8 protein-coding genes are annotated in these 13,816 nt (G+C 69.3%); all 8 read right to left on the reverse strand.

The features are described from left to right. Positions 1–105 precede the first annotated feature (105 nt). The 8 genes from AC1VXD_RS04610 to AC1VXD_RS04645 all read right to left on the reverse strand — a co-directional run bounded on the left by AC1VXD_RS04610 (position 106) and on the right by AC1VXD_RS04645 (position 13,800). Entirely contained in the window at positions 106–381 is a 276-nt protein-coding gene (locus AC1VXD_RS04610) for a hypothetical protein (RefSeq protein ID WP_482991063.1), read from the reverse strand. Continuing rightward, positions 378–590, reverse strand: coding sequence for a hypothetical protein (locus tag AC1VXD_RS04615; RefSeq protein ID WP_079222433.1), 213 nt, complete (start codon positions 588–590; stop codon positions 378–380). Before AC1VXD_RS04615 ends, AC1VXD_RS04610 begins: the two co-directional genes overlap by 4 nt. Positions 591–757: 167 nt before the next feature. Continuing rightward, the gene (locus tag AC1VXD_RS04620) at positions 758–6,310 is read right to left on the reverse strand and encodes a fibronectin type III domain-containing protein (protein WP_482991064.1); all 5,553 of its coding nucleotides are present in this window, start codon (positions 6,308–6,310) and stop codon (positions 758–760) included. A gap of 211 nt (positions 6,311–6,521) precedes the next feature. Then, the gene (locus AC1VXD_RS04625; RefSeq protein WP_079222437.1) at positions 6,522–7,952 is read right to left on the reverse strand and encodes a replicative DNA helicase; all 1,431 of its coding nucleotides are present in this window, start codon (positions 7,950–7,952) and stop codon (positions 6,522–6,524) included. Positions 7,953–8,219: 267 nt separating this feature from the next. Next, positions 8,220–8,780: an NADPH-dependent FMN reductase gene (locus AC1VXD_RS04630; protein ID WP_482991065.1), complete on the reverse strand. Its 561-nt coding sequence runs from the start codon at positions 8,778–8,780 to the stop codon at positions 8,220–8,222. 65 nt (positions 8,781–8,845) lie between these two features. Continuing rightward, positions 8,846–10,789, reverse strand: coding sequence for an asparagine synthase (glutamine-hydrolyzing) (gene asnB / locus AC1VXD_RS04635; protein ID WP_482991066.1), 1,944 nt, complete (start codon positions 10,787–10,789; stop codon positions 8,846–8,848). A 3-nt stretch (positions 10,790–10,792) separates the two neighbouring features. Next, entirely contained in the window at positions 10,793–13,072 is a 2,280-nt protein-coding gene (locus tag AC1VXD_RS04640) for a transketolase C-terminal domain-containing protein (RefSeq protein ID WP_482991067.1), read from the reverse strand. Positions 13,073–13,140: 68 nt separating this feature from the next. Then, positions 13,141–13,800 carry a glutathione S-transferase family protein gene (locus tag AC1VXD_RS04645; RefSeq protein WP_482991068.1) on the reverse strand — a complete coding sequence of 220 codons (660 nt, stop codon included), beginning with the start codon at positions 13,798–13,800 and terminating at the stop codon, positions 13,141–13,143. Positions 13,801–13,816 lie beyond the last annotated feature (16 nt).

Consider the following 13,816-nt stretch of genomic DNA (forward strand, 5'->3'; position numbering starts at 1 on the left):
AGCACGCGCCCCCGTCCCCCCCCCCCCGGCCGGCCCCGCCGCTCTTCTCCCCCCCCCCCCCCGGCGGGGGTGTCAATTAAACCCGGCCCCCCTCGGCCCGCGCCTCTACAGGGGATGGCCGCCTGATGCAGCGTTGAGCACCGGCTTTGGCGGGTCATCACAGACGCGATGCTTGACCACGGTGTCCCCCACTTTCCATTGCTTCACGACCCGACAGCGCTCCTTGGCCTCGGGCGCTTTCGCAGACCTGGACCCGGCCGCATCCGCCTCATCGGCAGCGGCCGTCTGCTGGCGCTCCAACCACGCCGAGGACGGTACCGGCGACTGCGCCAGTGCCGGGCCGGCCAGCGCTGCCAGGGCAACCAGCAGCAGCACCTTCATGCCGCCACCGCACGGCCGCCCAGCACGCGGGCCGGCAGCATGAACAGCGCACGCAGGAAGGCGAACAACGCCGAGAAGGTGATACCGACCAGGCGGAACGGCAGGCTCAGCAGCCAGACGAACGGCCAGGCGATCAGCGCCAGCAGCGCCAACGGCCAGCACAGCACGAACAGCAGGCACCACACGCCCAGCGCGAACAGGGTCTTCATGACGGTCTCCTTGGGCGGCACCCTGCCGCCTGTGACCACCGTGCCGCCCGCCCGCAGCCGCCGCAAACGGATTGCGACGAAACCGGGCTGGGGGCGATGAAACCCGGTGCAGCGGTGGTCGCCGGGCCGCACCCGGCGCCACCGAAGGCTTTACCGCGCTGGCGGCCTCAGCGGCTGCCGCTGCTCAGGCGCAGGCCGACGCTGCTGGAACGATCGCTGCCCCGGGCCTGTTCATGGCCCAGCAGCAGCGACAGGATCCAGCCGCGCGCGATGGACACATCCACGCCAGCTGACAGCGACAGCAGATCGTCGTTGTAGCTGCGCATCGCCAGGCGGTAGTCCTGCGGACGCGCCCACGCGGCGTAGTTCAACGTCGCCTCGCCGCGATCCTGCAGCGCCTGCCGGTATTCGATGCTCCAGAACGGGCGCAGGCGCGCCTCGGCCGTTTCGACCGCGCTGCCTTCCAGGCCGAACGCCAGCGCGCGGCTGTCGACGACGTGGCGGCCGTAGGCCAGATCCAGTTCGCCCAGCCCATGCTCGCGGTAGGCATCCAGCGTGCTGCGGCTGCCATCTACCCGTGCGTAGCCACTCATGCGCATGCCCGACAGCACCTGCTCATAGCCCAGCGCCAGCGAACCGAACCACTGCGAGCCTTCGCGACGGGCCACCGCCATTGCACCGGCATCGCGGCTCCAGCGCTGCAGGTCGAAGCGCAGGTCGCCGGTGGCCAGCACCGCATCGACGAACACGTGTTCGCTGCCGCGCCACAGGCCGTACAGCGCCAGCGAACGCTGGTCGGCCTGCAGGCGCGTACGCGCATCCTCCTGCTCGCTGTCGTTGCGGCCGATGCTGCCGGCCACGCCCCACAGCGCGCTGTCGCCGAGGCGACGATCCACACCCACGGTCAGGCCGTCGCTGCGCAGGTCATACCGCCCTGCCCCGGTCGGGCCACCCCGGCCATAGGTAGCCGAACCCGAGGCCCAGGTGCCCCAGCCGGCCGGCAGCAGCGGGCGCTCGTTCTCCATCGCCTGGCCCAGCGGCAGCGACGCCGCGTCCGGGCCGCGCGCGTCGGTCGACACCGACAGCGTGTTGCTGTCGGCGTTGCCGCCCGCACGCACCTGCCGCAGGCGCTCGCGGATGTTGGCCTGCTGCGCGTTGGCGAAGCGCACACTGGCATCCACCTGCGCCTGCAGCAGCCCGGTCACGCCCGGGTCACGGGTCGGGTCCGGGCGTACATTCACCACCAGCACCAGCTCGGCACTGGCTGCGGCATAGCTGCCCGCAGCGGCCTGCTCGGCGGTGATCACCGCACGACCTTCGCCGTGCACGCGCACGGTGCGGCCCTCGATGCTGGCCACCGCGGTGTCACTGCTGTGGAAGCTGAAGGAACCCGGGCTGGCGCTGGTCGGCAGCGGCAGCTCGAAGCTGCCCTGTTCCAGCAGGCGCTGCAGATCGGCACTCCACGCCAGCACCGGCACGGCCAGCGCGATCTCGACGATGCGTTGCTGCTGCGGTGCTGCTTCATGGTTGGCATCGCCGTCCTGGTCCACGGTCAGCACGCAACGCCCCGCCGCCAGCATCGCGACACGGGTGCCGCTCACACTGCAGACCGCGGGGCTGCTGCTGCCGAAACGCAGCGGCTGGCCCGATGCGCCGCCCTGGGCGGAGACCTCGAAGCTGCCGCCCTCGCTGTAGACCGGCGTTGCCGGGTCCACGCTGAAGCCGGTGATAGCCTGCGCGGCCTCCGAGATCTTCAGCTGGTAGCGCGCCACGCCGGTGAAGCCGTAGGTATCGCTGACTTCGACATCGAAATCGAACACGCCGGCCAGGGTAGCCACGCCCTGCAGCTGGCCGTCGCTGGACAGCAGCACGCCGGGCGGCAGCGCGCCCGACATCAGGCGGAACGCATACGGCGCGGTACCTCCACGCGCCTGCAGGCGCAGGCTGACCGGGCCGGCCTGGGTTGCAGGCGGCAGCGGCGCTTCCACTTCCTCGATCTGCGGCGCCGCCACGTCCAGCACGAATGCGCGGCGCGCGCGGAAGGGACCGGTGCCGGAACTGCTGTCGGTCACCTCGACCTCGATCTCGAAACGACCCGCCGCGACCGGCGTACCCGCCAGGTGCCCGCTGCGATCCAGACTGAGGCCCGTCGGCAGACTGCCGCCAACCATCGCGTAGGTGTAAGGCGCTGCGCCACCGCTGCTGGACAGCTGCGCGTCCAGCGCCGTGCCGGCCACGGCCTGCGGCAACACGGCGGACTGCAGGATCACGGTCGGCGTGCCAATGGTGATCGTGATGCTGGCCGGCGCCGACGTGCGGAAGCCATCGCTGACGGTGTAGGTGATGCTGTCGGTGCCGGCATAGCCCGCGGCCGGCGTGTACCGCAGCGTCATGCCCTGCACGTCAACCTGACCATGCTGGGGGCCCACGGCCACCTGCACCTGCTCGGCCACACCGACGACCGACAGCGGCAGCTCGACGGCGGCAGCCCCGTAAGGCAGCGCGATGCTGGAATCGGCCACGGCCAGATCCGGCAACGGCACCACGGCTGCAGAGGCGGCCGACGCCGCGCCGCTGCCGTACTCGCTGCGTGCAACCACCACGAAACGGTAGGCACTGCCGTTGGCCAGGCCACGCACGGTGATCGGCGAGCTCGTACCAGAGGCGCTGATGCCACCCGGTTGCGCGGTCACCGTGTAATCGACGATGGCGCCACTGCCAGCCGACGCCGCGTCGAAATACACCTGCACCTGTCCATCACCGGCCACGCCGCGCACGTTGGGGACGGCCGACGGCAGGTCGGCGCCCACGCGTACGCCCGTGGTCGCCCCCACATTGGCCAGCGCCGCACGCGCTTCGGTGCCTTGCGCATTGCGCAGGCTGCCGGCGGCGGCCTGCAGCGATTCCACCTCGATGCCATCTTCGTCACGGTCATCGGCCTGCAGCGTGTACTGGAAGCGCAGCACGCTGCCCTGCGCATCCGTCTCCACCGCCGAAAGCGTGGCCACGCGGCGCTGGCTGCCGATGCGCAGCAGCAGCTGCGGCGCAGCGCCCACCTGCAGGGCCTGGTCGAACTGCACCGCAAAGGACAGCACCTGGCCGGCGAGGTAGCGGCCGACCGATGGCACCTGCACGCCGGTCACCACCGGTGCGCCCTGCATGGTGAGCGGGTCGGATGGCAGCGATGCCACGCCAGCACCCGCCGCATTGAAGGCGGTGACCACGAAGCGATGCGCGATGCCGGCCGGCAGCCCGTCGATGCGCAGCGGACTGCCGCTGCCGCGCGCGCTCTGCCCGCCCGGCAACGCCTGCAGCAGATAGCCGTCGACCGCGCTGCCGCCATCGAACGTCGGCGCCTGGAAGCTCACGTCCACGCTGCCCGCATCAAGCACGACCGCGGTGATGCGCGGCGCGCCCGGAACCACGGCCAGCACCGCAAACGAGCGGCTGACGCGTGCTGCGGCATGGGTCGCGGTGTCACCCGCCTGGTCGGCATCGATGCTGCAGGTGCCTGCCGCAAGCAGGGTCAGCCGGCCATCGGCAGCGACGCTGCAGACCCGGGGCGTGCTGCTGGACAGCGCGACCGGCAGGCCACTGCTGGCGATGGCCAGCACCTGCCGTGTGCTGCCGAACGGCTGTGCATCGATCGCGTCGAACTGGATCTGCTGCTGCGCCATCGGCACCACGTCGTCCGATGCCGTGGACACCACGCCCAAGCCGGCCGCGGTACGCGCGGTGATCGTGAAGCGGTACGCGATGCCGTTGCGCAGGCCGGTGAACACCACCGGTGAACCGGTTGCCTGCTGCTGCAGGCCACCGGGCTGCGCGGTCACCAGGTAATCCAGCACCGGGCTGCCGCCATCCTGCGCGGGCGCTGCGAACTGCAGCGTCACCACGCCATCGCCTGCAACCACGCCGGTGATGGACGGCGCGGCAGCCGGCTGCGCGCCAACCAATATGCCGCCGGTAGCGCCCACGCCTGCCAGCGCCAGCACAGCATCGATGCCATCGGCATTGCGGATGCTGCCACCGGCCAGCTGCAGGCCGTCGATGCCGATGCCGTCCTCGTCCAACTGGCCCGGCAATACGGTGTAGCTGAAAGACAGCAGGTTGCTGCCCGAGCCAGCGCGATAGGTCGCGGCTACGCGCTGCCCGCCAATCGACAGCAGCAGCTCGGGCACGCCCTGCACGATTGCCGGCTGGTCCAAGGCCAGCAGGAAATCGAGGCTGGCACCGGCGAGGTAGCGGCCGTCGGCCGGCACCTGCAGGCCGGTCACGCGCGGCACGGTCGGCATCGTCACCGGGTCGGACTCGGCGGAGAACGTGCCGGGCCCTGTCGCGGTGCGCGCACGCACCGCGAAGGTATAGGTCGTGCCTGCGTGCAGGCGGCTCATGCGTACCGGGCTGGAGCCACCGCTGACCACAGCACCACCCGGGCGCGCTGCCACCTCGTAAGAGAGGATGGCACTGCCACCGTCGCTGGCGGGTACATCGAAGTACACGTCCACGCTGCTTGCGCCGATCCGTTCGACGCGACGCAGGGTCGGCGCCGACGCGCGGGCAGCCACCACGTTGAAGCTGCGCTCCACCGGCTGCGCCGCGCGCGTGCCGGCGTTGCCGGGCTGCAGTGCGCGCACCGTGCACGTACCGAGCGCGGACAGGCGCAGGTTGCCTGCACTTTCCAGCACGCAGACCAGCGGAGTCACGCTCTCGTACTCGACGGCTAGGCCGCTGCTCGCGGTGGCCTGCAATGCCAGCAATGAACCCAGTGGCCGGTCACCAGGCGCATCGAACTGGATCGTCTGCCCGGTCATCGGCGTCACCGCAGCGCTTGCCAGCGACGGCTGGCTGGCTTGGCTGCCGTTGTTGGCGATCACCTGGAACTGCACGGGCATGCCATTGGCAAGACCGGTCACCGTGATCGGCGACTGCGTGCCGAGCGCCCACTCGCCCGTGGACGCCATCACGGCGTACTCGACAATGGGCGCGCCGCCCGTCTGCACCGGTGCGGTGAAGCTGACCACGGCCTGCCCATCGCTGGCGACGGCCATGACCTGGCCGGGGGCATCGGGCGCAATGGCCGCGATGCTGCCTGTCAGCGGTTGGTGTGCGCTGGCGGCCGCGGCATCGGTGAGCTCCACGCTGACGCTGAACGTGCCCGCGACCTGCGGCGTGCCATGCAGGCGGCCCGAGGGTTCAAACACCAGCCCGGCGGGCAACATGCCACTGTTGATGCCGAAGCTGTAAGGCGGGGCGCCGCCACTGGCGGTCAGGTTGACATCAACCGCCGAGCCAACCGTGAACTGCTGGACGCCCGGGCTGACCAGCTGAAGGGGCTGTGCGGCCTCGGCCGTGCAACGCAGCTGTACTGGACTGATGTAGGTTCCGCTGGTGATACGGATGTAAAGGCCGTAGTTGCTCAGGAAGCTGCTGGATGCGGTCGCGCTGTGCGGCCCTGCCGCACCGGTATTGCTGCGGTAGTCCAGGACGATCTGCACGGTGTCTCGGCTGCGCAGGTTGACCAGTTCGCTACCGATGGACGGACCGCCAACGTTGCCACCGTTATCCGAAAAGCTCACGGCCACCGACTCGCCGGGCAGGAAGTCCGTCGCCAAAAACCGGTTTGTGTAGCTGGTCGTCGCGCCCACCAGGTTGATCGCCTCGCACGCCGCCGACGCCGCCTGCGCGACGCCCGTACCTGCCAGCAACTGCAAGAGCACCACGCACATCCAGACGACGCCGCGCCCCAACCCACTCTTCCCTGCTGCCGCCAACATCGATCCGTTCCCCATGAATGAAGGGGGCGCACACGCCGGTCCATCGCCGCGCGTGCAGCTATGGGTCATGGACGGTGATGTTTCCCCCTGGTACCGGTCCGGTAACGGCAGGTGACGGGCGGACTTGAGCGCCGGGCGTCACCCGGCGCGGGGCTTACTCGAACGAACCGACCGAATCGTGCGACAGGTTGTCGAAGCGCGTGTACTCGCCGAAGAATTTCAGCTTGCAAGAACCGGTGGGGCCACCACGGTGCTTGCCGATGATGATCTCGGCCAGGCCCTTGTCCGGCGAATTTTCCTTGTTGTAGTAGTCGTCGCGGTAGATGAAGACGATCATGTCCGCGTCCTGCTCGATTGCGCCCGATTCGCGAAGGTCGGCCATCACCGGGCGCTTGTCGGTACGCGTTTCCAGCGATCGGTTGAGCTGCGAGAGCGCGATCACCGGCACGTTCAGTTCCTTGGCCAGGCCCTTCAGCGATCGCGAGATCTCCGAAATTTCGGTCGCGCGGTTTTCGCTGTTGCCCGGCACGCTCATCAGCTGCAGGTAGTCGATCACGATCAGGCCCAGGTCGTGCTCGCGCTTCAGGCGGCGGCACTTGGAACGCAGGATCTCCGGCGACACGCCCGGCGTATCGTCGATGAAGATCTTGGTTTCCTTCAGCATCTTGATCGCACTGGTGACGCGGCTCCAGTCCTCGTCTTCCAGCTGGCCGGTACGCAAGCGCGAAGCGTTGATGCGGCCGTTGGAGGAAATCAGGCGCATCGCCAGCTGCGATGCCGACATTTCCATCGAGAACACGGCCACGCCCTTCTTCGACTTGATCGCCGCGTACTCGGCGATGTTCAGCGCGAAGGTGGTCTTGCCCATTGCCGGACGCGCGGCAAGGATGATCAGGTCGGTCGGCTGCAGGCCGGCGGTCATCGCGTCGAAGTCGGTGTAACCGGTCGGCAGGCCGGTGATGTTGCCGCCGTTCTCGAAGCGGTTGCGCAATTCCTCGAACGCGTCCTTCAGCGCGCCGGGCATGGCCACGAAGTCGGTGCGGCCACGCGCGCCCTGCTCGGCGATGGCGAACACACTCTTCTCGGCCGAGGCCAGCAGTTCGCTGCTGTCGCGGCCTTCGGGCTGGAAACCGTCGTTGACGATGTCGGTGCCGACCTGGATCAGCTGCCGCAGCACCGCCTTGTCACGCACGATCTCGGCGTAGGCCACGATGTTGGCCGCCGACGGCGTGGTGCTGGCCAGCTCGATCAGGTAAGCGCCATCGCCGACCAGCTCCATCCTGCCCTGCGACTCGAACCACTCGCCCAGGGTCACCGCATCGAACGGACGCTCGCGCTCGGACAGCTCGCGGATCGCCCGGTAGATCATCTGGTGATCGCGGCGATAGAAATCGGTCTCGGTCAGCTGGTCGTTGACCCGGTCGTAGGCTTCCGGGGCCAGCATCAGACCACCCAGCACCGCCTGTTCGGCTTCCACCGAGTGCGGCGGCACGCGCAGCTGGTCGATGCGCGATTCATCGCGATCGCGGTCGAAGCCATCGCCGCGCTCTTTGCGGTTGGAACGGAAGCCGGAACGGGCGGACATGCTGCGGTGTTTCCTGCGAAAGTGGGCCAGGCGAGTGTAGGCATGCGCCGACCCCGGCGGCCATAGACAAACCTGTGGATAAGCCGTGGACGAACGGGGGATATCCGCCGCAGCGCGACGTGGTTGTCCGGCCTATGGGATCCCATTATCGCAGATTGGGAAACAGGGGTCAGAGCCCGCCGCTGCGCGACGGGATCCGACCCCGGCAGGAAGGGGGCGGATCCCTCTGCACGGCAGAGGGCTCTGACCTCAACCCCGAACGCAGCGTCAATCCCCCTTGGCATGCACCGCGATCAGCTTCAGGAAGCGGTCCACATAGCCCTGCAGGAACTTATGCGTGCCCTCGTTGTGGATCGTGCCGTCGGCGCCGATCAGCTCATCCTTGAAGTGGATGAATGCCTCCGGCTGGCCGAGCACGTGCATGTCCAGGAACGCCAGGCTGTTGCGCAGGTGCTGCTGGGCCACCGCCGTGCCGATCTGGCCGATGGACGCACCCACCACCGCCGCCGGCTTGCCCGCGAAGGCGCTGTCACCATACGGCCGCGAGCCGATGTCGATCGCGTTCTTCAGCACACCGGGCACCGAGCGGTTGTATTCCGGGGTGACGAACAGCACCGCGTCAGCACCCCGTACCTCTTCCTTCAGGCGGGTGCCCTGCGCCGGGTAGCTGTCGTCGAAATCCTGGTTGTACAGCGGCAGGTCGTCGATGCGCACGTACGTGAAACGCGCGCGATCTCCTGCCAGTTTTTCCAATGCCAGCGCGAGCCTGCGGTTGCAGGATTCCTTGCGCAGGCTGCCAACGAAGACCGCGATGGTGGGAACAGGCATGGCGACACACTCCTGACGGGGGAAAGGGCCAGCCTAGCGGCCCGCCCGATGTGCCCCGGTGAAGATCAGCCGCGCGCCACGCCCGCCCGCACCTGCCGCCAGTGGTCCTGCCAGGCCTGGAACATCAGCACGTTCCACAGGTGGGTATGCCACTTGCGCTGGCCGCCCAGGAACTGCTGCCACAGCGGCTGCACGGCGGCGGCCGACAGCACGCCTTCGCGCTCCAGCCGCGCCGGCTGCAGCAGGTCATCGGCCCACGGCCGCAGGTCGCCCTTCAGCCATTCACTCACCGGCGCACCGAAACCTCGCTTGGGGCGGTGCACCATCGACTGCGGCACGTAGCGGCCGAGCACGCGCTTGAGGAGCACCTTGCTGGTGTCCTCGCTGCGCTTGAAGTCCAGCGGCAACGACCAGGCGAATTCAGCCACGCGCCAGTCCAGCAGCGGCGCCCGTGCCTCCAGGCTGACCGCCATCGAGGTGCGGTCGACCTTGCACAGCAGGTCGTCGGGCAGGTAGCTGACGAAGTCGGCCAGCATCATCGCGTCGGCCGGGGTGCCGGCGCCATGCAGCGGGTCGGCCAGGTCGTAGAAGCTGCCGGCCTCGCGCGCACCGACCACCGCCGCCGCCGGGTCGCGCCAGCGCGAGATGCGGTTGCGGTACACATCGCCAATGCCGCGTGCGCCGGTCTCGGCCAGCAGCGCGGCCAGGCCGCCGGTGCGCGAGGATTCGCCCTGCTGGTGCGCACGCGCGCCCATCCAGCGCCGCAGCGGCGCCGGCACGCGGCCAAGCATCTGCCAGTTGCGCAGTGCGCGCACATAGCGGGTGTAGCCGAAGAACAGTTCGTCGCCACCATCACCGGACAGGGCCACGGTCACGCCCTTCCGCGCCAATCGCGCGACCAGCGCGGTCGGCACCTGCGAAGCATCGGCGAAGGGCTCGTCGAACATCGCCGGCAGCTGCGGCACCACCGCCAGCGCATCGGCGCCACTCACGTACAGTTCGGTGTGGTCACAACCCAGGTGGCCGGCCAGCTCCTTGGCCAGCGGCGCCTCGTCATGGTGCGAGCCGCTGAAGCCGATGCTGAAACTGTGCACCGGCTGCGTGCTCTGCGCCTGCATCAGCGCAGCCACCAGCGACGAATCGGTGCCACCGGACAGGAACACGCCCACCGGCACGTCGGCCACCATGCGCAGCGCCACGGCATCGCGCAGCAGGCCGTCCAGCTGTTCCTCGGCCTCCTCGATGCGGCCCTGGAACGGTGCGGCCAGCGCCGCCTGCATGCGCGCGCGCGCATCCCAGTACGGGCGCTGCGCCTGCTCGGGGCGGTGCGCGGCGGCACCGGCGGCCACCGTCGCCGCATCCAGGCGCAGCACGCGGCCCGGCATCAGCTTGTAGCAGCGCTGGTGGATGCTGTGCGGGGCAGGGATGTAATCCAGGCGCAGCAGCAGGGTCAGCGCGTCGCGGTCGATGTCGTTGTCGAAGTCCGGGTGCTGCCACAGCGCCTTCAGCTCCGAACCGAACACCAGGGTGTCACCGGCCCAGCCGTAGTACAGCGGCTTTTTGCCGACCCGGTCGCGGGCCAGGTACAGGCACTGCTCGTGGCGGTCCCACAGGGCGATGGCGAACATGCCGTTGGCGCGCTGCAGGGTGTCCTCGACGCCCCACTGCAGGATCGCGGCCAGCAGCACTTCGGTATCGGAATGGCCGCAGAAGGCATGGCCCAGCGGCTCCAGCTCGTCCCGCAGCGCGGCAAAGTTGTAGACCTCGCCGTTGTAGGCCATCACGTAACGGCCGTCGGCCGAGGCCATCGGCTGGTGGCCCAGCGGTGACAGGTCGAGGATGCTCAGGCGGCGGTGCGCCAGGGCGATGCCGGCGCGGGCATCGACCCAGGTGCCGCCGTCATCCGGCCCGCGGTGGTACAGCGCCTGCCCCATGGCCAAAGCTTGCGCCTGCAGCACCTCGTCCGGCGACTGCGCCGCCGGCAACAACATTCCCGCCAATCCACACATGCATCAGGGTTCCTGCGCCAGGTCGAGGGCGGCGCCAATCACCGCATTGTCGCTTGGAAGCCCGAACATTGCTGCCCCCGCCAGCGGCGTGTAGGTATCGGCGCCGCAGACCCGCCGCAGCGGCAGGTGGCCATGGCCGGCCTCGACCAGGGCGGTGACCACGCCCTCGCCCACCCCACCGCTGTGCCGCCCCTCGTCCAGCACCAGCACCCGCCGCGCCGTGGCCGCCTGGGCGGCGATGAAACCGGCATCCAACGGCACCAGCCAGCGCAGGTCCACCACCCGCACCTGCCAGCCGGTCTGCGCCTGGATGACCGGTACCGCGCGCAGCGCCATTGGCACGCCATTGCCATAGGTGAACACCACCAGGTCATCGGCGTCGGGCGTGTAGACCCGGCCCTCGCCCAGCACCAGCGCCTGCCCCGCCGCTGGGTAGTCGAACAGCCACTGGCCATCGCCGGGCGCGTGCAGGTCCTTGCTCATGTACAGCGCGATCGGCTCCAGGAACACCGCCACCCGGCCGTTCACCCGGGCCAGCGCCGCCAGCGTGCGCAGCATCATCACCGCATCGTCGCCGCGCGACGGGCAGCCCACCACCAGGCCGGGGATATCGCGCAGCGCGGTAATCGAGTTGTCGTTGTGGAAGTGGCCGCCGAAGCCCTTCTGGTAGCCCAGGCCGGCGACCCGCACCAGCATCGGGTTGCGGAACTGGTCGTTGGAGAAAAACTGCAGCGAACAGGCCTCGCCACGCAGCTGGTCGATGGCGTTGTGCAAGTAGGCCAGGTACTGGATCTCCGGGATCGGCAGCAGGCCCATGTTGGCCAGGCCCTGGGCCATGCCCAGGATCATCGTCTCGTCCAGCAGGGTGTTGAACACCCGGCGCGGCCCGAAGCGGCGCAGCAGGTCCTTGGTGACGGTATAGACGCCCCCCTTCTGCGCCACGTCCTCGCCGAACAGCAGCGCCTGCGGATATTTGCACAGCAGTTCCTGCAGGCCGTGGTTGATCTGCACCGCCAGGTGCCGCGGCGGCTGCCGTTCGGGCAGCGCGTCGGCACCGCCGTACAGGGCTTCGCGCGCTTCGGCCGGTACCGGGCGCTGCGCTTCGGCCATCACCGCCGCCGGTGTGTACGGCGCCAGCGGTGCCACCACTTCGTCCAGCGACTGCAGCTTGGGGCGTCCTTCGGCGTTCGCCGCCGCCGCCAGGCAGCGCACGCGGAGGGTCTCGTAGGCGGCCTCGATGCCGGCGGCATCCATCCAGCCCGATTCCAGCGCGATCTGCGCCGACCGCAGCAAGGGATCCTGGGCTTCGGCCGCGCACAGGTCGGCCAGCGCGCGCCATTCCACCTCGAAATCGGTGCCTGCATGGCCCATCAGCCGCGTGGTACGCAGGTGCAGGAAGGTCGGCCGGCGGGTACGCCGGCAATGCTCCACCGCCGCCTGCACCTGTGCATGTCCTGCCGCCAGGTCCAGGCCATCGGCGTAGTAGTAGTCCAGCCCCGGCTGGCGGCTGAAGCGCTCGGCGATCCAGCCTTCCGGCGTCTTCACCGAGATGCCCAGGCCGTTGTCCTCGCAGACGAACAGGATCGGCGCTGGCAGCTTCTGGTAGGCCGACCACATCGCCGTATTGAAGGCGGTCTGCGCGGTGGCATGGTTGGCCGAGGCATCGCCGAAGGAGCACAGCACGATGCTGTCGGCCGGGATCGGCAGCGGCTGGCCCAGGCGCTTGCCGCTTTCGATGGCCAGCGCGGTGCCCAGCGCCTTGGGCAGGTGCGATGCGATGGTCGAGGTCTGCGGCAGCACCCACAGCGGGCGGCTGCCCCACACCTTGTGGCGGCCACCGCTGGCGGGGTCGTCGGCACTGGCGGCGAAAGACAGCGCCGCGTCACGCAACGGGTCCAGGCCCGGCACCTGCCGCGCGCGCTCGGCCATGAAGGCGCCGGAGCGGTAATGCAGGAACGCCGGATCGGTATGGCGGCAGGCCCGCGCCAGCAGCGCGTTGCCTTCGTGACCGGACGAGCCGATGGTGTAGAAGACCTTGTTCTGTACGCGCAGTACGCGCGCCATCAGGTCCAGCTGGCGGCTGGCCAGCTGCGAATCGAACAGCTCGGCGAATGCCGCTGCGGTCAGCGTGCTGCCCGGCAGGATCGGCGCATCCGGCGCCGGCTTCGGACGCGGCAGCCCACGCCAGCCGCGCACCGCCTCGAGGAAATTGACGTCGCACACTTCGGCGCGGTTGAGCACCCGCATGCGTGCGGGGATCGGATCGGGAACCACAGCAAACATCGAACACCCTCCGTGTCGTTGTTGCATTCCGCCGGGCGTGGCCCGGCGCTACCGTGCCGGGCTGGACGCTACCCGCGTGCGTCCAGGCGTGCGCGCACCTCGGCCGTAACCGCCGGCATCGCCACGAACCGTGGCTGCTCGCGCACCCGCTGCAGCCACGCGCGCACTTCCACGAACGGCTGCAGGTCGATGCCACCGTCGGCGGCGACATCGGTGTAGGCGAACAGCGCGATGTCGGCGATGCCGTACTCGCTGCCGGTAAACCACTGCGCCTGTCGCAGGTGCTGCTCCATCACCGCCAGCGCGGTCGCGGCGAGCTCATGCAGGCGCGGCAGTTCGGTCCGGCGCGGCGAATCCAGTGCGGTCCAGCCAAGGATGAAGCGCGCCACCGCCACGCAGGGTTCGTGGCTGTACTGCTCGAAGAACATCCAGCTCAGCGCCTGCGCGCGTTCCCAGCCATCGGTGGGCAGGTACGGCGTGCCTTCGGCCAGCCAGAACAGGATGGCGTTGGATTCGGTCAGCACGCGGCCATCGTCGCGCACGATCAGCGGCACCTTCGCATTCGGGTTGAGCGCCAGGAATTCAGGCGAATGGGTCTGCCCATGCGCACTGTCCACTTCCACCCAGCGGTAGCGGCTGCCGAGCTGCTCCAGCAGCAGGCGCACCTTGTGGCAGTTGCCCGACACCGACATGCCATGCACCGTCAACGGCACCCGCTCATCCACCATGTTCCGCTCCAGGACA

This window comes from Stenotrophomonas sp. STEN054, assembly GCF_056854535.1.